The sequence below is a fragment of the Brevibacillus laterosporus DSM 25 genome (genome assembly GCF_002706795.1).
GTDB lineage: Bacteria > Bacillota > Bacilli > Brevibacillales > Brevibacillaceae > Brevibacillus_B > Brevibacillus_B laterosporus.
This window is the reverse complement of sequence record NZ_CP017705.1, coordinates 2812151-2834407: the sequence shown is the minus strand read 5'-3', so window position 1 is coordinate 2834407 and position 22257 is coordinate 2812151. Positions and strand designations below refer to the sequence as shown.

At 39.3% G+C, this 22257-nt stretch carries 23 protein-coding genes; 7 read left to right on the top strand and 16 right to left on the bottom strand.

Going from position 1 to position 22257, the window contains the following annotated elements; translation table 11 throughout:
* Window positions 1-56: 56 nt before the first annotated feature.
* Both BrL25_RS25340 and BrL25_RS13675 read right to left on the bottom strand, forming a co-directional pair.
* Complete coding sequence (locus BrL25_RS25340) at window positions 57-245, bottom strand: hypothetical protein (protein ID WP_018672399.1); 189 nt, start codon at window positions 243-245, stop codon at window positions 57-59.
* Window positions 246-442: 197 nt separating this feature from the next.
* The gene (locus BrL25_RS13675; RefSeq protein ID WP_018672398.1) at window positions 443-1363 is read right to left on the bottom strand and encodes a proline dehydrogenase family protein; all 921 of its coding nucleotides are present in this window, start codon (window positions 1361-1363) and stop codon (window positions 443-445) included.
* 260 nt (window positions 1364-1623) lie between these two features.
* Between BrL25_RS13675 and BrL25_RS13670 the strand changes: the two genes are divergently transcribed.
* Window positions 1624-3420 carry a sigma-54 interaction domain-containing protein gene (locus BrL25_RS13670; RefSeq protein WP_018672397.1) on the top strand — a complete coding sequence of 599 codons (1797 nt, stop codon included), beginning with the start codon at window positions 1624-1626 and terminating at the stop codon, window positions 3418-3420.
* A 13-nt stretch (window positions 3421-3433) separates the two neighbouring features.
* Here BrL25_RS13670 and BrL25_RS13665 read toward each other — a convergent pair whose 3' ends face one another.
* From BrL25_RS13665 to BrL25_RS13645, 5 genes are all read right to left on the bottom strand, one after another.
* Window positions 3434-4735 carry an MFS transporter gene (locus tag BrL25_RS13665; RefSeq protein ID WP_018672396.1) on the bottom strand — a complete coding sequence of 434 codons (1302 nt, stop codon included), beginning with the start codon at window positions 4733-4735 and terminating at the stop codon, window positions 3434-3436.
* Between the two features lie 72 nt (window positions 4736-4807).
* A complete protein-coding gene (locus tag BrL25_RS26310) occupies window positions 4808-5944 on the bottom strand; it encodes a winged helix-turn-helix domain-containing protein (RefSeq protein WP_018672395.1) in 1137 nt (378 codons plus the stop codon).
* 205 nt (window positions 5945-6149) lie between these two features.
* A complete protein-coding gene (locus tag BrL25_RS13655; protein WP_018672394.1) occupies window positions 6150-7139 on the bottom strand; it encodes a membrane protein in 990 nt (329 codons plus the stop codon).
* Window positions 7129-8013, bottom strand: coding sequence for an ABC transporter ATP-binding protein (locus BrL25_RS13650; protein WP_018672393.1), 885 nt, complete (start codon window positions 8011-8013; stop codon window positions 7129-7131). The genes BrL25_RS13655 and BrL25_RS13650 overlap by 11 nt, the downstream gene beginning before the upstream one ends.
* Window positions 8006-8395: a GntR family transcriptional regulator gene (locus BrL25_RS13645; RefSeq protein WP_018672392.1), complete on the bottom strand. Its 390-nt coding sequence runs from the start codon at window positions 8393-8395 to the stop codon at window positions 8006-8008. The genes BrL25_RS13650 and BrL25_RS13645 overlap by 8 nt, the downstream gene beginning before the upstream one ends.
* Window positions 8396-8689: 294 nt before the next feature.
* Here BrL25_RS13645 and BrL25_RS25175 point away from each other — a divergent pair, with 294 nt between their 5' ends.
* Window positions 8690-8866 (top strand): DUF5325 family protein, encoded by a 177-nt coding sequence (locus BrL25_RS25175; protein ID WP_018672391.1) that lies wholly within the window; start codon window positions 8690-8692, stop codon window positions 8864-8866.
* A 1-nt stretch (window position 8867) separates the two neighbouring features.
* Here the strand turns inward: BrL25_RS25175 and BrL25_RS13640 are convergent, their stop codons facing one another.
* Together BrL25_RS13640 and BrL25_RS13635 are read right to left on the bottom strand one after the other, a co-directional pair.
* Complete coding sequence (locus BrL25_RS13640; RefSeq protein WP_018672390.1) at window positions 8868-9938, bottom strand: tetraprenyl-beta-curcumene synthase family protein; 1071 nt, start codon at window positions 9936-9938, stop codon at window positions 8868-8870.
* A 168-nt stretch (window positions 9939-10106) separates the two neighbouring features.
* Window positions 10107-10808: a TetR/AcrR family transcriptional regulator gene (locus tag BrL25_RS13635; RefSeq protein WP_236848041.1), complete on the bottom strand. Its 702-nt coding sequence runs from the start codon at window positions 10806-10808 to the stop codon at window positions 10107-10109.
* Between the two features lie 130 nt (window positions 10809-10938).
* Here BrL25_RS13635 and BrL25_RS13630 point away from each other — a divergent pair, with 130 nt between their 5' ends.
* The gene (locus tag BrL25_RS13630) at window positions 10939-12159 is read left to right on the top strand and encodes a cytochrome P450 (RefSeq protein ID WP_018672388.1); all 1221 of its coding nucleotides are present in this window, start codon (window positions 10939-10941) and stop codon (window positions 12157-12159) included.
* Between the two features lie 75 nt (window positions 12160-12234).
* Here the strand turns inward: BrL25_RS13630 and BrL25_RS13625 are convergent, their stop codons facing one another.
* On the bottom strand, window positions 12235-13311 hold the full coding sequence (locus tag BrL25_RS13625) for a CvfB family protein (protein WP_018672387.1): 1077 nt from the start codon (window positions 13309-13311) through the stop codon (window positions 12235-12237).
* Window positions 13312-13612: 301 nt separating this feature from the next.
* Between BrL25_RS13625 and BrL25_RS13620 the strand changes: the two genes are divergently transcribed.
* Entirely contained in the window at window positions 13613-14395 is a 783-nt protein-coding gene (locus tag BrL25_RS13620; RefSeq protein ID WP_018672386.1) for an undecaprenyl-diphosphate phosphatase, read from the top strand.
* Window positions 14396-14503: 108 nt separating this feature from the next.
* On the opposite strand, the gene BrL25_RS13615 is transcribed toward BrL25_RS13620, so the two are convergent.
* Both BrL25_RS13615 and BrL25_RS13610 read right to left on the bottom strand, forming a co-directional pair.
* Window positions 14504-14716: a hypothetical protein gene (locus tag BrL25_RS13615; RefSeq protein WP_018672385.1), complete on the bottom strand. Its 213-nt coding sequence runs from the start codon at window positions 14714-14716 to the stop codon at window positions 14504-14506.
* A 144-nt stretch (window positions 14717-14860) separates the two neighbouring features.
* A complete protein-coding gene (locus BrL25_RS13610; protein WP_018672384.1) occupies window positions 14861-15562 on the bottom strand; it encodes a hypothetical protein in 702 nt (233 codons plus the stop codon).
* 273 nt (window positions 15563-15835) lie between these two features.
* Between BrL25_RS13610 and BrL25_RS13605 the strand changes: the two genes are divergently transcribed.
* A complete protein-coding gene (locus tag BrL25_RS13605; protein WP_018672383.1) occupies window positions 15836-16705 on the top strand; it encodes an arylamine N-acetyltransferase in 870 nt (289 codons plus the stop codon).
* A 113-nt stretch (window positions 16706-16818) separates the two neighbouring features.
* Window positions 16819-17589, top strand: a complete 771-nt coding sequence (locus BrL25_RS13600) for a cyclase family protein (RefSeq protein WP_018672382.1) — start codon at window positions 16819-16821, stop codon at window positions 17587-17589.
* A 243-nt stretch (window positions 17590-17832) separates the two neighbouring features.
* Here BrL25_RS13600 and BrL25_RS13595 read toward each other — a convergent pair whose 3' ends face one another.
* The 3 genes from BrL25_RS13595 to BrL25_RS13585 all read right to left on the bottom strand — a co-directional run bounded on the left by BrL25_RS13595 (window position 17833) and on the right by BrL25_RS13585 (window position 20155).
* A complete protein-coding gene (locus BrL25_RS13595; protein ID WP_018672381.1) occupies window positions 17833-18708 on the bottom strand; it encodes a hypothetical protein in 876 nt (291 codons plus the stop codon).
* Between the two features lie 109 nt (window positions 18709-18817).
* Window positions 18818-19621: an NAD kinase gene (locus BrL25_RS13590; RefSeq protein ID WP_018672380.1), complete on the bottom strand. Its 804-nt coding sequence runs from the start codon at window positions 19619-19621 to the stop codon at window positions 18818-18820.
* 120 nt (window positions 19622-19741) lie between these two features.
* Window positions 19742-20155 (bottom strand): YugN family protein, encoded by a 414-nt coding sequence (locus tag BrL25_RS13585; RefSeq protein ID WP_018672379.1) that lies wholly within the window; start codon window positions 20153-20155, stop codon window positions 19742-19744.
* Between the two features lie 187 nt (window positions 20156-20342).
* Between BrL25_RS13585 and BrL25_RS13580 the strand changes: the two genes are divergently transcribed.
* Window positions 20343-21398 carry a glycosyl hydrolase family 18 protein gene (locus tag BrL25_RS13580; protein ID WP_018672378.1) on the top strand — a complete coding sequence of 352 codons (1056 nt, stop codon included), beginning with the start codon at window positions 20343-20345 and terminating at the stop codon, window positions 21396-21398.
* Window positions 21399-21481: 83 nt separating this feature from the next.
* Here BrL25_RS13580 and BrL25_RS13575 read toward each other — a convergent pair whose 3' ends face one another.
* Complete coding sequence (locus BrL25_RS13575; RefSeq protein WP_018672377.1) at window positions 21482-22222, bottom strand: DUF3888 domain-containing protein; 741 nt, start codon at window positions 22220-22222, stop codon at window positions 21482-21484.
* Window positions 22223-22257 lie beyond the last annotated feature (35 nt).

The following is a 22257-nucleotide window of genomic DNA, read 5'->3' as shown; positions in this document are numbered from 1 at the left end:
TATAAAAAAAATTTAATTATGTATCTTCGGATCGTTTTACCCCACAAGCTTATAAATTATAGGTAAACAATAGTGACTGAATTTTCACTCTCTATGTAAGCTTTCATCCCCGTACGTAGCTCAAATGCCATCCACTGTGGGCGACCAATTTTATTATATCGCACTCCATTAGGATTTGTTAATAGCTCCCAATTATCTTCTACCATACATAATATAAGCATACCAGAATTGATAACTGACTTCATGTTCCATCTACTGGAAGATGTTTGTACCATTCAATCATTCAGGTAATCTAATCCTTTATCTTCAGCATCACATGAAAATAAAATAAACCAAGTTTCTAGCATAGACACCGGTGAATTGTACCCGTTTTCAGCTCTATGCAAGAAACTCGGCTTCTTATCATTTTACATCCCAATATCTATCATGTCTTGCTAACAAATTAACGGCTAAACAAGCCTTTGATTACAAATGCTACATTGGCTGGACGCTCCGCTAAACGACGCATGAAATAACCATACCAATCGTTACCATATGGAACATACACACGCATTTTATAGCCCTCTTTTGCCAAGTCTAGTTGAGATTGGGGACGAATACCATACAGCATTTGGAATTCAAATTGATCTCGAGAAATACCTATCTCCTTCTCTAACTGCTTCACATATGCAATGATGGAATCATCATGTGTTGCAATCGCTGCATAATTACCGTTTTGGAGATGTTGCTTAATAATCTTCTTATAATTTTCATCGACATCTGTTTTCGCTGGATAAGCCACCTCTGGTGATTCTTTATAAGCACCTTTTACCAAACGCAGGTTAACTTGTTTATCTTTCACAGCCTCCACATCATTCTCTGATTTATAGAGGTAAGCTTGAATAACCGTACCAACATTATCATAATCCTGTAACAATTCATGCAGAATTTCCAAGGTCACTTGGTTATGAGCGTAATCCTCCATATCAATACGAACAAAAATATTCCCACATTGCTTAGCTGTATCTAGAATTCGACGCATGTTGCTTACACATAGGTCGCGACTAATATCCAATCCTAACTGTGTCATTTTAAGCGAAAGATTACAATCCACTTTAGACTCATAGATTGCTTCAATCGTTTTCATACAATAATCAGCGGATTCATTGGCCTCTTCTACGCTAAATACAAATTCCCCAAGATGATCTAGCGTGCAAACTAGCCCTTTTTGATTCAGCTCGTGGACACCGCGAATGGCTTCTGCGATAGTTTCTCCCGCCACTACACGCCTGGCTCCAAATCGAAGCCCCCATTTTTTGGCCGCTTTATTTAATCCTTGGTTTTTAGAAAGGAATAAGAAAAAGTTCTTTAAGATTTGTTCCATCATTACATCCCCCTCAAGCTGCTTTACCTGTACATTTACTTTCTGCTTTATATACCAAGCAAGCATCATGCCAACTTATCAAATTCAGGAAAAATCTCATGAAATCGTCAATTTCTACCCTTTCAGATGTTCCATCGTGTGAAAACACATAGTATTTTGACATTTATGTACACTTTTGTTCAAAATCATGTACACTAATGATTAAGAGTGTCTTTTTTGTGAAGTTAACATTCATAATGTCAAACAGCACAGGTGATCCTATGAAATCCTTCTTCTCTTTGCAAATGAAGGTAACAGCATTCATGTTACCGCTTTCAAACTCTGAGCTTTTTCCAAGCCAAGCGAGATTTACTGGGAATGTAATGCATTCTTACTTGCCTGAATATTGCGCCATTCCTAGTTCACATACGCTATGGCAAGCCTTTCTCTGTGTATCTAGCTTTCTTTCTCAATCAGAAATTTCAGCTTTTCGCACAAAGCTACTCGTGTTGGATTCCCCAGATGGACAGCCTATTGGGTATCTCCCCTTTGAACAATTATTTGAAACCATTGGCACAGTCGCTAACAATCAAGAAGCTCTCCTTCATACTTTATTAGCTACTATGAGTGAGGCGACTACCATTGTAGACTCTTCTAATCAGGTTGTTTATTGGAATCCGGCAGCAGAAAAGCTGTATCAAATAAAAAAAGAAGATGTTGTGGGTACTCCGTTGGATAACCATTTCGCTAGCGAATCCATTCGTTTAAAAATTGCTTTATCAGAGGGGTCAGCCGTTCAAAGGTTATACCATATCCCACGCCCTAATCAACACGTTCTTATTAACTCTGCCCCAATCACTCAATCATCAGAGATTATTGGAGCCATCTCGATTGAGCAGGACATTACCGAATTAGTCAAGCTACATGAGGAATTAACTAATACAACCGAGCATTTACACAATTTGCAACAAGAAATGACTCGCTACCAAGCCTCTACCGATCCATTTTTCCCTATAAAGGGGCATTCGCCTGCTTTACAAACAGCTATGCAAACAGCTCGGAAGGTTGCAGTAACCGATGCTACTGTCCTCATATATGGAGAGAGCGGAGTGGGTAAGGAACTATTTGCTCAGGCTATTCACCAAGTAAGTAAACGCAGTAAAAAATCTTTTGTAGCCATCAACTGTGCAGCCATTCCAGCCGCCCTATTTGAGAGCGAGCTTTTTGGTTATCAAGGGGGGGCTTTTACGGGAGCTGAGCGAAAAGGTAAACCTGGCAAAATCGAGCTGGCTCATGAAGGTACCCTCTTTTTAGACGAAATCGGGGAACTCCCACTAGAATTACAAGCGAAGTTATTGCGCGCCCTACAGGAGCGACAATTCTATCGAGTAGGTGGAACAGAACCGATTTATGTGAATACACGAATCATTGCGGCTACAAATAAAAATCTAGAAAGAATGGTGGCAGAGGGGCGTTTTCGTGAGGATTTATATTATCGATTAAATGTTTTTTCTTTAGAGCTACCATCGTTACGGGAACGTTTAGAGGATATTTTAGAATTAGTCCCCATTTTCTTGCATGAATATTCTCTTGCTAACGATCACGCAGTACCTCGCATTATGCCAGATGTAATGCAAGCACTCCTTGATTATCATTGGCCTGGAAACATTCGTCAGCTCCGTAACATCATTGAGCGTTTATCAATTTTACAAGAGAACGGAGTCATTACATGGGAACATCTTCCTGCCGCATTAAAAACCGCTCATGAACGTAATTCAGATAATCAAACTCATTCGGGTAGCTTATCATCAACAGAGCTGTCTTCCACCTATACAGTATCCACTGTATCTCCTTCTAATGGTAACCAGACAAGATCCGACACGTATGGCGTACACAACGAATATGTACCAGCTCGGTTCGGAAGAGAAGGTGATAAGGAAAAAACAAAAATATTACAGGCATTGGAACGCACATATGGAAATAAAAAAGCGGCCGCGCAATTATTAGGAATGTCACGCGGCACACTTTATAACAAAATGAAAAGATATGGACTTGTAGAGGAATCAAGTAAACGCTAATATCCCCTTTCCTTTAAGAGACATTTATGTCTCTTGTCACATTCTGCTTTCTTTGCGGCCAAAGGTACCGCTGTAGCATCATAGCACCTATCCCTAAAAGAGCTAGCATGATACCACAGATCTGGAAAGCGAGGCTTGGTCCCACCAAGGTTACCAAGCCTCCTCCTAAGAGCGGGGCAATTACCCAAACCATGCTACTCATAGACTGCACAATCCCCATAACTCTTCCCACTGCCTCTTTTGGTGCTTCATTCATAAACAAATAATTTGATGTTACCGACCAAAGTCCAGTACCAGCTCCTCCAATCAAGCAGGGAAGGATCATGAATACGAAATCTACACCTGCTCCCATACTCCCCAGCCAAATAAAGCACCCGCCTATTAACGTGGCACTTATTCCAATTGCAATCCCATATCCTGTCATTACACTCCGACGTTGAAGAAAACCTATCATCGTAATTGCACCTAAACCAAACAACGCTATGCCCCAGCCCATCCACTCAGGATGCAGAGGAGCTATATCCCTTACTAGCACAGACATTTGCGAATCAACAAACTGAATCGTCATGGAAACAAGCAACATAAAGAAAAGACTTACTAGAAGTACTTTGTTTCTTAATACGATGCTCCATCCATCCTTCCAAGCATAAATGAATGGCTGCTTGTTTGAGTCCGAACTCTTTTCTACATGGACATCTTGAGAGGTTGCGCCACACGTACTCTCCTTCTCCGTTGGCCTTATCCAACCTAGCAAACAACAAGCAAGCAACAGACAGCTTCCATTTACAACTAAACAAATTTGACTTGAGGTGACCGATAATAAAGAAGCTCCTAAAAGTGGGCCTATAATTTTGGCTAATTGAAAAATGAGTGTATTAAGACTTGTGGCTTGCAATAGCTGATCATCACTAACAATCTGACGAGTCATAGCCTGTTCTGCTGGTAAATTAATTACTTCCAAGGTAGCTCGCATTAGCAAGATGCCATATAGAATCCATACCCCCGAAGCAAACAGTAGACTGAAGGTGAACAGGGCCCTCAATAGATTGCTTGCAAGCATTACCTTTCGTTTATCCCAGCGATCAGCTAATACACCTGCTACTTGCCCCAATAAAATCCCTGGCAGAGCATAACTAATCGGCAACAAAGCAATTAAAAGCGGAGAAGATTTCCATTCAAATGTCACGATGGCCATAATTGCAATATAGTCAAACCATCCACCAAAGCTGGATATTCCATATGCCGAAAAAAGCTTACGAAAGGTGTGATTCTTCCACACCGACACCGAACCTGATTCTCTCTGTGTAATTTCCAAAAATACCACCCTCCTCTTCCTTTCAACATGTTACCGTTGGTATGTCAGAGGAGTATCAGAAAGAACATTTTTTTAAGAAAAGTGTTGTTCCAACTGGGCTTCTAGTCGATCGAGATATTTCTCCCAGCCTAACTTATGCTGTAGTTGATTCCACTGTTGTTCTGCCAATTTACTAATGATCTTTAAGGCTGCTTGTTTATTCCCCAGATATCGCGTGTATTGCAAAGCCATCAAAAGGGTAGGCAAGAATTGAGAACGTTGTAGATCCTCTATCCCTTTTGTCCAATCAAGTACCCCTTCATGTTCATTACCTTTAATAGAAGTAAGCAATCCCTTATGAATTTGCCACAGTCCACTCTCCCGTAATCCTGGGAAGTAAGGTAACAAATCCTCTAGCTCTTTCAAGGTTTGTTCTGCACGTCCCCATTCAGATTGGGCTGTATAAAAAATGACCTCTTCCGTCATGAGTAAGAAATGAAGCCACTCATTCCCCTGCTCTCTTGCCATTATCCAGTTACTCTTCAAAATTTGCGCAGCCTGTTCAAATTGGTTCGTTTGCACGTAAAAAGAGATTAGATTTATCGGTAGTTCAGTTTGACTATATGAAGGAAGACAGCCTGATTGAAGTGCCTGTTCACAGAAATGTAAGGCTTTCGTTGTATTCTTTGAAAAGCCTATATAAAAAAGTAACAAAAAATAGGCGCGGTGCTGAAAAGAATGATCATTTGACTCTAACAATCGCTGTACATCTATTTTAGAGAAATAAGAGAGACACTTGAAATCTTCATCAACAGGCAACCCCCATTTTTGTTGATGACTCAGCATAGTAACTAGCTGTTCTCCTAGACCTAGAAAGTGATACGTATGTAAAAGCTCTCTGGTTTTTTGTTGAAGCAATGTATTTTTAGCAAATGAAGTAATCTCTCCATGCTTATCCTTTACATAGAAACGATAGCCTCTGCCGCGAATCGTTTCTATTTCATATAAGTGAATATACTTCCCTAGCTTTTTTCTCAAGCGATAAATATGATCATCTACTGTTCGGTCTATAGGCGCTTCTTGAGGCCAGACGTGATCTAATAGTTGTTCGCGCGAAAGGCTTTGATTCTGGTTTTGAAATAAAAATTGCAGAAGAGCATATTCTTTTGGTAAAAATGAGATAGAGTCAGACAAGATTTCTACTGTAAAAGCATCATCATGGAACAGCAAGCAATCAACTCCTGATAGACAGAATGTTTCATTTATTATAATCAATAAGTTGTACTTTGCCGATCCCCTCTTGTCATAAAAGAAAATGTGCTAAACCAAGCCCTTATTACTAGCCGTTTTGAAAAAATAACCTTGTTGCAAAGCCAGATAGTGGTACGCCCACTCCATCTAGCATTGACAACAAGGCTATCCATTTACATGTGAATTACATACGAATCCGAGCATTACGTAAAAAGTAAGATCCGATCGCTGCTAAAACCCCTAGAGAGATAAATCCGGCGTAATATGTGAATAAATCCTTCTCAATGACTGTTGAGGAAAAAAGCCCACCAAGCAAGGCAAAACACAGAATAGCTCCCCCATAAAAAACAGGCTCTATCGCTGGAAACATAATAACCTTGCCATTATTCTCTAATCGATTACGTTGATATAAGAAGATACCGAGTCCTAATGTAACAAGCAAATGAATAAACGGAATTAATAAAGGTGACGATAGCTTTCCAAACAGGTTTACCAATACTACTGGACTTGTCAACAAAATGAGATTTATCGGAAATAGGTCAAAATTCAATTGGATACCAAAGTTCATTTGTAAAAATCCATTAATTAAGAAGGCAATTCCAACAGGAAAGATACTAAAGATTATGGACAGCATGGCTTGAACCATCGTTCCACCCGATAGGGTTCCAATCATCAGTACGAAGCTATAAAATGCGATTAGACCTAATGATGACTGGAGCAATGGATAAAGATGTTCTTTCAAAATGAAAAACTCTCTAAAGGGAGATACCAAAATAACTGTCATATCAATCATAGTATTCAACATCAAACTAATAACAATCGCTGATGCTCCCAGCATCCATTTGGTCAAATAAATATCTCTGCGTGAAAAAGGCATAGAGAAAGTAAAGTCATTTACTAAACTTCTTCTCTCTGATCCCATCAAAGTCAAAGCAAGTAATAAAAGTAGGGGGAAGCTAGCAAGTAGATAATTTGAATTATTGGAAACGAGATAAAAAAATTCTGCCCCTTCTTTTTTAAATTGAGCTACGTTCATAATGACCTGGTTTTCAGTTAGAAATAAGGTATTCTGCATACGTGAGAAGCCCATACATATAAAGGTGATAAATGGTAATAACCATATCATTGATTTACTCTGTTTCCATTCCTTTAGCCATAATGCTTTATGAAACATAATCGTCACCACCTAGCTTGGTAATAAATAAATCTTCTAAATCAACTGGTAATTTTTCTAATAATAACGGTTGCTCTTCTTGTAATCTGGCTAATGCTGATCCTGTTGGGTCCTCCAGTAGTAATGTATGTACACGCCCTACCTGATGGAGAAGATAGACCTGTGGCAAGTCAAGCAGTGTCTGTGGAGCATCTCCTTTAAAAACCACTTGAAACTTTTTAAACCTCTCCTCTGTATCTGATTGTGAGGTCGTTGCCTCAACACTTCCTTTTTTTATCATGATAATCATGTCAGATATTCTTTCTAACTCTTCTAGTTGGTGCGAAGAAATGATAAAGCTTACTTCACGTTCGGCAACTTCTTCAACAATCATGCCTAGTACCTGTTTTTTGACTATCGGATCAATTCCGTTTGTTGGTTCGTCTAGTATAATTACGGATACCTTTGAGGAGAACGCTAGGATCAGTGATGCCAGTGCTTTCATTCCTTTAGAGAACTGACGAATTCTTTTGCGTCTCGGAAGCTTAAAACGCTCCATCAACGTTACATAGTGATCATGATCAAAGTTAGGATACATAGCTTTGTACAGCTTGGCGCATTCATCCGGTGTATAAAAATGGAGCGCTTCAGGAGAATCGGGAACAAAAAGCATGTCTCTTTTACATTCTGGGTGTTGGTGTATGGAGCGACCATTTAACTCCACACTCCCCCCATCCGTATCCAAAATTCCCATGATTGTACGCAATAATGTTGTTTTACCCGATCCATTACGACCAACAAGACCGACAATTACACCCTTAGGTATTTCAAAGCTAATGTTATGTAATATTTCTTCTTCATCTATTACTTTATTTACATTATATAAACTAAGCATCTGAATCACCTCGTAATTCTAACATGTACTTCTCAACCCATTCTTGTACTTGCTGTGTGCTAATCCCTAGGTAACTTGCTTCAATAACGATTTGTTTTAACGATTCCTGAAATTTATCCAAACGTTCTATTTCCATCCGAGGAACCTGCTGCTTGGCAACGAAAGTTCCTTTTCCACGCAATGTCTCGATTATTCCTTGTCTCTCCAATTCCTGATATGCCTTACTCACTGTATTTGGATTTACGACAATCATGCCAGACAGCTCTCGTACCGATGGCAATTTTTCTCCCTCCTGTAGTATCCCTTTTAGAATCAACTCTTTTATTTGCTGAATGATCTGCTCATAAATGGGCGAAGGACTTCGTTCATTAATCAGGATCATAATAATCAACCACCTCTTACCGTTCGGTGTGTACTATATCATCTAGTACACTTAATACACTACTTCTTTTTTTTATTGGTGTCAATACCTTCCACAAGTATATTGAGAAATTACACTTCCTATTTCTGCATTAAAAAAGCCTTCACCAACCTAATAAGATTGGCAAAGGCTTATGAAGATAGGACGTGTCGAGGAAATACTATTTTTAACGGCACTTCCATATTCAGAAAATGTAAAACAAACCGAAAAAATAAGGTATAATAGGAACACCGTCAACAAAGGAGGTATTCCCTGATGAATCAATATAAATTGGTGACTTTTTGCCTTGCAGTATTAGTTGCCTTCTGCTTGGTAGGAGTAGGTATCTTTATTGGGCTGAAAAGCGCACTGGGCATCATTGGCTGCTTAGTATTGGCAACCTGTTTGATGGGATTTGGATTCTCTTACAAAAAGAAGCATCTTCGTCCATAAATCATGTTTCTTTCCGGCGAATAAACAGGCTGTTAACGTAAAATAAAAAAGAAGTGAAACTACTTGCCTTTTTTAATAAACGCTTGGAAATCGTATAAATTTGCGGCTGTTCCCGATTTACTTTCTGATCGGCCAAATAAAAAGCAAGTAGCCCGTCAACGATCATGCGATGAAACGCAGGATGAGGCAATTGATCAATGCTTCGTTTGGCACGTTCAATAAAGTATTGCAGCCGCTCATACGCTTCTTCGTCAGATTGATAATAGCTGACAAAGTTCAAATCTCCACCTTCCCGATCCTCTTCCAAATCGATCAGATAATCTAACAAAATATGTACTCCACCTATCCAAGGAAAATAGGCATGATGTAATGCTTCGATTTCCTTCTGATCAACCACAGGCTCTGTTGCCAAACAAAACAACGCAAAAATACCAACTGTTGAACCAGTCGCTGCGGCAAACTCTTGCCATTCTATCTCAGGATAGCTTTCCTTATGCTGGTCCCACCATGTTAATAAAGCTTCTTCCCGCTTCTCTTGGGCGATATGTTTATATACTTGCAAATCGCTATAGAGCGTAGATAAATTCAGAATATGTTGCTGAACATCTTTATAAGAAGGTAGCTTTTGAATCATCTCTTGACATCGCAAAACCAATCCAGTCAAAAAGCCCCCGTCGTCCTTTTCCTCACGAAACTCATAGTAGTCTCTTAGCGGTGCATCAGGAGTTAGTGCATCCTGCATGGAATAATGCAGCTGGCGAAAGTCAATTGGATCAAGTGATGTACTGCGATCACACAAATTATCTAGATAATCACTGATAGTCTGATAAGCTACGATTAGCTTGACCAGCGTTTCTTTATAAGAAATAACTTGAGAAGCATAAACAGAGCCACCCTGACAATGAAATTTCTTGGAATCCATGCTGGCTATGGCTTGTTTTCGAAGTTCCCTATCTGGGATTTCTTTCGCTCGTTCGTACCAATAAGCGAACTCTTGCTCAAGCAAGGGCAAAATGTAGCGATAGACGCGAAAAAGTAATTGCCAAGGCTTATGAATCGGTTTCGCTTGCAAGCTAAAGTTCCTCCTTTGGTTTTTTGCTATAAAACATCTTATCATATCTCAGGAAGAAAAATCTGCTTTATCCCCGTGTGTAACCAATTTGATATATCTAAGAACGAGGCTTCTGGAAAATATGACAGATTCCAAACCATAGGCTCCTTTGCTTTCCACCATTCTTATTTACTTACATATAGATGAAATTGTCTTCTTCATATACTTGTGCATAGCCTCAACCAGTGGATACTTCCCATTATGGATACACCAATCAAAAATAATTCCTCTAGAGAGCATAATTAAATATTCAAGTATTTCGCCCTCTTTTAAATCAGTCGTTAATTCCTGTCTAGCTTGCCCCCGATTAATAATTTCCTGAAGTTTTGTCCATGTAGAGGAATTTTTTAAAGTAAACAGTCGATTATTTCCATGATAAAGCTGCTTATTAATGTGCAACCCCAATTCAGACGTATGCTTTGCCAATTGAACAAAAAAATGTAAGAGCTGATCTTTTGTTGGCTCTTGCTTTTCGTCAGCTTGTATATCAAGAGCAAAGCGTTTATCTATTTCCTGAAATAAACAAAGATAAATTTCTTCCTTGGAGCTAAAGTAGTAATAAAATGTTCCCACTGATACATTTGCTTTCTTACTAATTTCCTCGATAGAGATGCTTTCAAAATTTTTTTCTTTTATCAAATCCAGAGCTACATGATAAATAGTGCGCTTTGTTTCTATTGCTTTTTCTTGTCGCTTGGTTAATTTTCTTTCCTGCATAGTATTTATTCTCCTAGTAACATGTACGTATTGGAAGACAGCAAAAACCACATTTTGCGAAAGCATTTGCCATTCCCTAGAAAATATTGTATCAATTTTTCCAATATACAGCATACAATCTCCGGAAGTAAAAAATTTACATTTTATCTTCCATCATTTATACTTGTTTTATAAACTGAATTACATTCAGTGAATGATATTCAGTTTAATTATTTTCAACATTTTTAAAGGAGGAAATAGTATCATGAATGACTTTAAACAATCTTTTATTATGATTCCTAGCAATTATTTTAGAGATGAAGAAGTTCAACTAGATCCTTATCACCCTTTTCAGTGGTACGAAAAAATGAGGCACCAAACTCCCGTTTATTATAATGAAAGAGCAGACATGTGGAACGTTTTTTTATACCAAGATGTCAAGCGTGTAATGGAAGATAAAAATTATTTTTCTAGTGTATTGCCTCCAAAAAGAGCATCTCCATTTAATCGAAGTGTGATTGGCATGGATCAGCCTATGCACACAGATATTCGTTCCATTGTTATGCATTCTTTTACTCCAAAAATGATGAAATCCTGGGCCCCACGTATTGAAGAAATCACGAAGGAGCTTCTGGAAAACGTACAAGATAAACAAGAATTTGATCTAGTACAGGATTTCTCATACCCGCTACCTGTCATTGTAATTGCAGAGATGTTGGGGGTTCCTTCGTCAGAGATGCCGAAATTTAAAGAATGGTCAGATATCGTTGTTAGTTCTCCAGACACCGATGATCCAGATCATCTGGCACAATTCCTATCGGTTCGTACACAGGCTGACGAGGAGTTAACCAGCTTTTTTACAGAGATTGTTGATCAAAAACGAAGAAACCCTCATCAAGAAAATAATATTATATCTATTCTTATTCAGGCTGAAAGCGAAGACAGTAAAATTTCCATTGATGAACTTGTGGCTTTTTGTAAATTATTACTAGTGGCAGGAAATGAGACGACAACAAACTTTATTTCTAATGCGATGTATAGTCTATTGGAACATCCCGAAGCTTATAGACAAGTCCAACAAGATTTGTCCCTTGTTCCCCAAGCTTTGGAAGAAACATTACGCTATCGTTCTCCAGCGCAGCGAGTCGTTCGTAGAGTAAAAGAGGATGTAGAAATCGGTACTAATCTACTAAAAAAAGATCAGATCGTAATTTCATGGATAGGGTCAGCTAATCGAGATGAGACAGTATTCGAACATGCTTCTACATTTGATATCAGCCGAAAGGTAAATCCTCATCTTGCCTTTGGACAGGGCATTCATTTCTGCTTAGGCGCGCCTTTAGCCAGATTAGAAGCAAAAATATCTTTGACAGAATTATTAAAAAACGATAAACGTATTTCATTCCACGAGATCAATCGCCCGGTGCCTATTAAAAATAGCACTACCATTTATGGTTTAAAAAGCTTTCCCATTATCGTTACCTAACTATATCTCTATTTTATCTATTCAAGCTTATGCTACATGCTAAAACCCTCCATAGGGAGGGTTTTAGCTACTTGTTTATGATTCTAGATTCTCTTCTAGTTCTCTCTGATGATTCATATAAACTTCCTTTTTAAGATGTGTCCAGCCATCAACTTGCTCAACCAGGCCTTCTTTCATGAGTTTGCCCATGGCACGTTTAAAGGAAGCTTTACTCATTTCGAAGCGATCCTTAATCTCTTCTGGCGTAGATTTATCTGTGTATGGCATCGCTCCACGTTCCTTTAGCACGCCTAAAAGTATCTGAGCATCAATTCCATAACGTACTTCTTTACGTTCCTGCATGGACCCATTCAAGCGGCCATCTTCGCGCACATAGCTGACCCGTGCTCGTACTCTTTGTCCCATGCGCAAGGATTCAGTCATTTCATCCTGATGAATAAATAAGATATGCTTATCGTCAGTGAAAATGAATACACCTTCCATAAACACACGGTACACGATACCTTCTACCCATTGATTCTTCATTTCGCTAGATGCATTCCGAGATAAGTCCCAAATGATATCTTCAGTGGCTGGTTGTCCTAGAAGACGACCGCGTTTATCAAGTTTTAAGGTCACCAACAATTTATCCCCAGCTTGTGGCCACTCTTCCCATTCCTTAGGCAGATCATCTTTAAATACCAGCAAGTCTTTTTGAATTCCATTATGTAAGAAGACGCCTACGCGTGTGGAAACATCCACAACATCTAACCATTTATACTCGCCCTCTTTCACCAAAGGCATCTGCATCGTTGCTGCTAAGCGATTTTCATGGTCGTGATACAAAAAGACTTTAACGGTATCGCCTAGCTCTAACTGGTCTGTCGCTTCGTTTTGATGCAATAAGATATCTACTTCGCCATCAGTTAGAAAATATCCATACTCTTCCACTCTAGAAACAGGCAAAGAAACAATCATCCCTGCCTTATACTTCGTAGACTGAGCTGGCATCGTCTTTTCAGAAAAGCTGGCTCCCCTGCCATCCCCTCTGTATCCAGCACCCGAGGAGCTAAAGCGGCCGCCTTGCTGTCTGCCACTACCTCCGCCGCTTCTGGCACCACGTCCTCCTCTTCCTTGTCCATCTCTATTACCAAACTGTCGCTTATCTCTCATTTCGTCACTTCCTACTCTATGTCACGCTCAATATATTTCGTAAGGTTATCCCTTCGTCCCCTCATTATACACAATCTGTTGGTGCGTTCCACGTGAGACTTCACAGCTTGTAAGGATTTTGTAAAAAATGAATAAAAAATGGAGCTTTTTCACACCTCAATCTGTAGGAACAGCTTTCCTTGCCTATCATTTACAATAAACATCTTTCTAAATTTTTATCCATAAAAACAGCAAGTCCGACTCCTTATATGCATACACTTGTCTTATCGAGTAGTAATTCATCCTAAGAGGAGAGAAGAGCATGCTAGCATATATAGAATCAATTTTTCTTGGTATCATTCAAGGATTTACCGAATTTTTGCCTATATCAAGCACGGGACATCTTGTCCTGTTTGGCAAATTGTTCGGATTACGTGAAGCTGGTCTGTTATTTGACACATTACTCCATCTAGGGACACTTGTTGCCGTTGTCATTGTCTTTTGGACTGAAATTATCTATGTAATTCGCCATCCGTTCAGCAAATTAACTCGTTTGTTGATCGTAGGTACCGTTCCAACTGGAATTATTGGTCTGACTTTCAAAGATTACTTCGAGAAAATCTCACAGACTGGGCAAACCATCGGGGTAGAGTTTCTCGCTACGGGGCTGATTCTATGGGCCGTGGAATCCATGCGCAAGGGTACACGAAACTTTGAACAAATCAATTACATAGATGCCTTATTTATCGGTACTTTGCAAGGAGCGGCTATTTTACCAGCCATTTCTCGTTCTGGCCTCACAATTGCTGGTGCATTGTTAAGAGGAATTGATCGGAATGATGCCGCTCGTTTTTCCTTTTTGCTATCTCTTCCAGCTATCTTAGGAGCTTGCGCTTTACAGGTCAAAGATTTAGTGGAACAGCCCGTATTACCAAGCGGTATTATTCCTATGCTGGTAGGAGCTATGTTTGCTGCTATAACAGGATATATCGCTATTCGTTGGATGATAAAACTGATCAGTAGTGGATCAATGAAAGTCTTTGCCTATTATGTATTCGCTTTAGGTGCTTGCATTATCGTATTACAATGGTTCGGAAAATGGTAGCGTTCTATTTTGCGCATAAGAGAAAAGCGTACAGGAGCTATTCGTGCATCTTCTGTACGCTCTTTACTGTTACAAGTAAATGTTTTGTCGTTTTTAAAGAGACTACGTCTACCGATTCCCTTCCCGTTCCTTCTCATTATAACGTTGGGCAACCATTTTCATTACCATGAAAAATACGGCATATACAGATACTGCTAGTAACGAGGTTGCAAACCACGTCGGAGTCCCCAGGCTAAGATACATAACAATATGAGCAATAAACAACCCAATAATCCATGCTAGTAAGTTAGCCCTCAGAAAAAAGTTCATTAGTGAACGCATATTACTCCTCCATCCTAGTGTTCCTAGGATTGGTATTGCCCAACTAATTAAAAACTATTCGCTGAAAAAGCCTGAATAGTAGCAAATGTCATTTTGCAGTCAAGTTAGCTTTTTATTATACGGTAAAATTATCAAAAAAATCCCTCAGGATATATCATCACGAACAAAGCTCCTTATTTTCCCTTCTCCGTCTACTCCAATTCGTATAACATCAACGACTACCTCAGATGGATTTTTGGTGCTAACACGCTGATACGTAATCACTCTGGTCCCCTGTAATATGTTGTCAAGTTCAGTAGCAGCTTGGCTAATCGGTAGCTCATAAGGTAAATTAGATGCTATCTGATACTCATTAGCTTCTCTTCCCAGCATCCTTTCAAGAAATACCTGAGCTTGTTTTGCAGCTTCCCCTTCGACGGGCAAATAATGGACAGGCTTGCTTTTTACACCTATAGATAGCGCTCGTAATAAGTGACCATTTTTTCCATTGATCGTAAGAGATAGCTTTTCATCTTCTCCTTTTATCAATTGAACGTCCCAATATTCCCGACTTTCTTCTCGGCGAAATGTTCCTTTAACAATCTGGTACTGGCTCCATGGCTCATAGCTACTTATCAGATGCTCAATTCTCTCACGCCATTCTTTAGGCCAAGCTTTCTGGGGATTTTGCTGTTTCAAGGGGATGACTACTGCCTTCTCTCCACTTTTTCCTGTATTTTTAGTAAATGGTGAAGCTGACTTTACTACGTCTGCTTGTACCCAGGCTGGGCTTAGAACCAGCAAGGTTACTATACAAGTGGTGTACAGCATTCCTATCATCTTACGTCTCGGTACCTTTCGTTTCATATATACCTTCTCCTTCGTTTATAAGTGATGGGAAGAATTCCAGTAGCATTGCTCTATTAGACAGTTTATAAGTTTATTTGTTACAATAAAGTAATAATTTGGATAATATTCAAACTAGCTCTTTCTAGCATAAAATCAGGGAACAAATCACTTCGCAACAAGCTGTCTAGATAAATACCTTGCTCATTTTTATCTAAATATTTACAATTAAAATACTATTTAACACCTAGTAGGAAATACTCTATTTATTTCAAAATGAAGGGGGTAATCGCTATGAAATTACCAACGTGGGCTGAGTCTTATTTGCACAAAATACATCTGAAACAAGAAGAGCCTTCATTCCAATTTCTACAAAAAATCTGTCGTAACCACCTATCGACGATACCTTTTGAAAATATTAGTAAACTGATTTACTATCGAGAATATAGCCGAAACAACTTCTACATTCCCCCACTAGATATTGTCACTCTCCACCTGCATACCATGCAATTTGGTGGAACCTGCTACGTGCTTAATTCAACGTTTCAACAACTCTTACTAGAGCTTGGATTCAAAGCCAAATTACTGCCCGTTGGCAAAACACATGTTGGCATTCTGGTTGATCATCCTGATGATCCAGGCATACCTTTATATGTAGATTGTGCCTCAGGTGCTCCCTTTTTTGAACCAGTTGATTTTACACGTAATCCAGATAACTGTAGTGAATACGCTGACATTTCAGTCCATTTAGTTGCAGATACAAAAAATCCGGGACGCTATGTCTACAACCGATACGTTAAAAATCAATTACTCGAACAAGATTGGACGTTTGATCCAACAGTCACGAAAAATCTAATCTATTTTACTGATACGGTTGCAAAATCATTTGATCTAGATAGAAAATTTATGTCTCTCTTGTTCATTCAATTATTTCAACTAGATCAACACAGGAAGCTAACCATTCACAATAATGAATTTAGTATCGCAGATGAAAGTGGGAAAGAACAGCTTATTTCTCTTTCCAATACGAAAGAGGTAGAAGAGGTCATACAAGAAGAATTCAAGATGCCGAAATTACCTGTAAGAGAAGCTATCGGGGTACTTGCTGGATTAGGAATTGACATCTTTAAAAAGGTAGAAAAGGTAAAAAATAATCTCGTTTAAACATAGTTCACCATGTTGTTATTGTCAATCGAAGGAAAAAACAGTAGGATAATTTTCCACACGCATTTATTTTAGTAGAAACTATCGAATAGCTGTGGCCAGAGGAGGAATTTATGGCAAAACCACAATTTATTGATTTAAGCGTTACTCTTAGTCCTAGCATAAAGGAGCCTTTACCAGCAAAAATCGATTACTCTTCCCATGAAGAAGGGGCCATTCAGGGAGCGCAAATCCTAGGTCTCAAACCTGAAGACTTTCCGGAGAAAAAAGCCTGGGCAACAGAGACTGTCACCGCAAATACTCATTCGGGAACACATATTGATGCCCCTTGGCATTACTGGCCGACTTCAGAAGGTAAACCCTCCAAAACCATTGATGAGCTACCGCTAGAATGGTTTTTTGCTGACGGTGTTTTATTTGATTTCAGTGACAAGGAATCAGGCTATGAAATTATGACAAATGACCTGATTCAGAAGCTAAAAGAAATGGATTATCAGCTAAAACCATATGATATTGTTTTAATTCGTTCTGATGCAGATAAAAAAATTACCAATGACAACTATGCCTATATTCATGTTGGCGTATCCGAAGAAGCAACTCGCTGGCTTATCGATCAGGGAATCAAGGTTATGGGTACTGACGGCTGGGGCTGGGACATCCCTTTGAATATTCAAGCAACAAACTACAAACAAAACCCACGGGAAGGACTTCTCTGGGCGGCTCATTACGTTGGTAGAGATAAAGAATACTGCCAAATCGAAAAGCTTGCCAACCTAGATAAAATCCCTTCACCACATGGCTTCAAAATTAGTTGTTTTCCCATTAAAATCGACAAAGCAAGTGGAGCTTGGACAAGACCTGTAGCCATTATTGAAACACCGTAGATATTACACAAGACCAAAGGATATGAAGATACTCCATTTCATAGAACCTGACTACTATCAACTTCAAGTAGCCTTAGTCCTCATTTTCGCTGGACTAAGGTTTATTTATTGCCCATGAAAAATCCCCTTTACGTAAACCATCGTGTTAATCACACTGGTTATGTGAAGGGGATTAGATTATTATTTGGAAGGTGTTTTTGACTACACCAGCTACTGCTTTTTTAATTTATTGAGAAGCTCTTCTTAGTAAACATTAACTGTAATGTTTACGTTTTTGTTACCGAATTTCACCTTAACAGTTGCTTTACCAGCCTTGCGTGGGGTAATTTTTCCATTTTTAACTGTCACGACATCCGTATTAGTGCTTGTCCATGTTGCTTTAGAGGTAACGTCCTCGTTTGATCCTGCTTTGTAGACAGCAGTAGCTTTTATCTCAAAATCATCATCGTCTTTGAACAGGTGTAGCTGCTGCGTCGTAACCACCAATTTATTTATTTGGTCGACTTGTACGCTTACAGTTGCCTTTTTGTTACCAAAGCTTGCTGTTACAGTAGCTGCACCCGCTTCTTTTGGTTTAATTAATCCGTTATCAACAGTAACTGCATTTCCTTTTACCTGCCAGGTTACTCTATCTGTAACATTTTCCTTGGAGGAATCCGTATAAACAGCCGTCACAGAAACCTTTTTTGAATCATTTCGAAGTAAATCCACTTTTTTCGAGCTTACTTCTAATGTTTTTAGCTTTTTAGTTACCGTTACAGTCGTGGTAACTGATTTTCCCATATAGTTGGCTGTAATAACTGCTGTTCCAGCTCCTACAGCCTTTACTCTACCGTTAGTAACAGTTGCTACCGAGCTGTTTGACGTATTCCATGCTGCCTTTGAAGTGACAGAAGTAGGTTTTCCTTCTGTGTATTGTGCACTTAGAGTAAGTGATTTGGTGTTCCCTGCTTCAAGCGCTAAAGTATTGGCTGAAATCTTCAAAGAAGACAGAACTTTTTCAACAGGCTTGGTTGCAGACTTCGTAGCGGCTTCCAAAACGGAAGTAGTCGGCATACCAAAAGCCATACAAATAGCTAAACCCAATCCTAATACTTTATAAAACCTATTCTTTTTCATACGTTCACCCATCCTCTGATTATCTTTACGTCATTAAATTGATATCACTTATAATTATATCGGTAAAGAAGGGGAACATATAAAGACTAAAATACAATATTTTGAAATATCACCCATGAATAAAAGCTTTGCGCACACGATCCCAAAAGGTTAAGCGTTTGTATCGAGCGAATTTGACCTTTTGAAGACCCACACGACAAGTGATTGAATCAACATTCTTCCATACGCCTTGCTCTCGATCCATGCCAAGCATAATTTCAGGGTTCATGATAACAAGCTCTACATGATGGTGCTTAGGTAAAACTAGTGCGCTGTTTATCGTCCGATAGGATTGATTATTGATTGAAGCAATTTCTGCTAGTTGGATTGCCTCCAGCGAAGGATGTAATAAAGCACCATCCACCGCTTTATTATAAGCAGTGCTTCCTGAAGGTGATGAAATAATAAGACCGTCTCCACGAAAATGTTCAAATTCTTCTCCGTTAATAAATACGGAGACTACCAAGGAAGAAAGGCTGGCATTGCGAATGACTAGCTCATTTAGTGCCCACTTCTCCAACAGCTGTCCATCCTTGGTGCGGATTTGACAGGAAACGGTTGGATACTCCGCTATTAAAGGGTCTACCTGCTCCAAAGCCTCCGCAAATTCATCCAATTGATCAGGATGCCAGTCTGCATAAAATCCCAAATGCCCCGTATGAATTCCAATATAATGCGGTTCAAATCCATATTGATGAACAGCCTCCAGCATGGTTCCGTCACCTCCAATAGACAAAACCATATCTGGTTTCTCTTGGCTTTTGGAGTCTAGAAACCGATAGGTACGCAAGGTGGAAGTAGCTAGCTTTTCACGCAGCCTTATATCCACCTGGCGTGTATGATCATCATTACGTAAAACCGTTGCGATTTTCATTTCGTAAAATCCTTTCTCTTTTGCGATAACCTTGATCTCTTATTCATCATACTATTGCAAGTAGCTATCAGCAAATGAGTTAGTGACTATTTTACAAAAGGTCGAGTATTTCTCTTTTCCTCATTCTCCCGCAAATATCGTCTGCTCTAACCTCCTTAGTAGTTCTTCAGCCTGTGTAATGTATATTGATTCAATATCCGCATCTTTATTAATGGGTTCTTGAAATTGATTAAACATCGAGGAAACGACCGGACCTGCTGCATAATCAATATCATCGTCAGATCCAGTTTGGTAAATATGCTTTAGCACAAATGGTTGTTCAAAACGTAAAACAGCGTGAGGTTGATCCAGTTCTCCGCTCACCACCTGTACCGGTAAACGCAAGAAAACCATTCCTTTATCGTCGAGTTTACGATCCAAAAAACCACTTCTATATTCCCAATTTGACAGAGTAAAGCCCTCTTTCCCCAACGTCTCCATAAGATCTCCGTATATCGCTTGCTTGCCCTCAATTTGACTTGCTATTTGTTTCATCGAAGCTACCCCTTTCCTTTCTTCATTATCCGTTTAGCCTTCTCCAAATGGCTTTGATTTAGTTAACAACCATCATTTACCATCAGTAACTTTAAAAGGAATCGCATGCTCCATGTCGAAAGGGAAGTACAGGTAGAAATCTATCTACATAACATCATGTACCTACTCGGAAAGGAATTTTATTTTTGTGAAACGAATCTTGCTAACACTGTCACTACTTTCAATGACCCTTGCGGGAAGCCAACTAGAAGCAGCTACTGGTTCAAATGTATCAACAAGTACAAAGATAGAAGCTACACCAAAAGTAGTTAGTTATTACGCCGAAAATTATCCAGGTGATCTAGCTGCCTATACATCTCTGCATCATTATCAGGATAAAATATCTGACGTCGCCTTCTTTAACTATAATGCTACCAAAGAGGGCAATTTGGTAGGAACATTACCTAAAACAGCTCTACAGTTAACGAAAGATACAAAAAAAGGTAGCTTTTTAGTCATTACTAATCATGGGACAAAGTTATTTGATAAGGAAATAGCCCATTCTATCCTGACCAACAAGGACTATAAAGCACGTTTTATACAGCAAGTCCTCACCACCGTGCAGCAAAATCAATTGTCAGGTGCTAATCTTGACTTTGAAAATGTTCCCGCTGGGGATCGTCAAGCTTACTCCATGCTCGTTGGGAGCTTAGCAGACCAGCTTCACGCGATCAAAAAACAATTAATTGTCTCTGTACCAGCCAAAACAAACGATGATCCTGCTATATTCTGGGTATATGGCTTTGATTTAAAAGCACTGGGTGCCAAAGCTGACTATCTTCAACTAATGACTTATGATGAGCATGGTACCTGGTCGGAAGAAGGCCCCGTTGCCTCCTACAATTGGGTGGAAGATGTCATACGCTATAGTGTCTCTCAAGTTCCTTCCAATAAGCTTTTAATGGGTATCCCAAGCTATGGCTACGAGTGGAGTACAGAGAAAAAAAGGGCTGTCAGCTTTCGCAATATACCTGCCATCATAAAGGAAAGTCAAGCTGTTCCGGTTTGGCATGATACATATAAATCACCCTATTTGCACTATATGAAAAACGGTGTATGGCACACACTTTGGTATGAGAATGAATACAGTATCGCCGCCAAACGTAGTTTAGCTGTAAAGTACAAGCTGGCTGGCTTTGCTGTTTGGCGCCTTGGATATGAGAATGATCCTTTTTGGACGGCACTGTTTCCTAAGAAGTCATAAAGATAGCTGATTTTCCAATCATAATAGCCGCCAGCATTTTGCTGACGGCTTTTTTCCTATTTATATACTACATGTCAGGATGGTTACGAAATTCCCTTACTAGGTACATGTTTCATCTTATCTAATTTCCAGGTTCCTAATTCTTTAAGCAGGAAATAGACAATCTGCCCTCCATCCGGTCGTTTATACAAGATATAGCCGTCCCGTTTACCAAGAAAGGTCATAGGTAGAAGATAAAATTGCTTTTGAATAGCTTCTTTTTGTGAAAGTAACTCCTGATTAAATAAGAGCAAGGCATTATCAGGATCATTGCGATATCGATGGGCAATTTGGTAATATCCGATTTGCTGATAGCCAGTTAATTTGATTTGAAAGTAATCCTCAAACTCTTTTTGTACTTGTTGCTCCTCCACTTTGCGCTTTGCCTCCCACTCGTCTCCTTGGTGAGAGTACCCGGTCAATTGTACTCCGTTTGGATGTACCGCAAGCTTAATCGTTTCGATTGCAAAAGGCGGTGAATGATTTCCCTCATAGGTCTTCACCTGAAAAACAGCTTCGTAGGAGTGAGGCTGATTCGTTAGGCGAGACACACCTACCACTCTAACTGAGGATAAATCATACGCGCGTGGATAACCATAATAGTGAGTTATTGCTTTGATTACATGGGGATTCATCGTTAAAATAAGAGCTCCTTGTATCGGTTCATAAGGTACAGGAGATGATAGTTGAGCCCATGCGTAATTAGAAGAGGTAGACACAGTAAACAGAAGCACAGCAAAAGCAACTATCGCCATCTGATTCCATCTATTTTTCCATTGCTTCATCTGCGATCATCTCCTTTTCTGTTAACCTTCCTCAA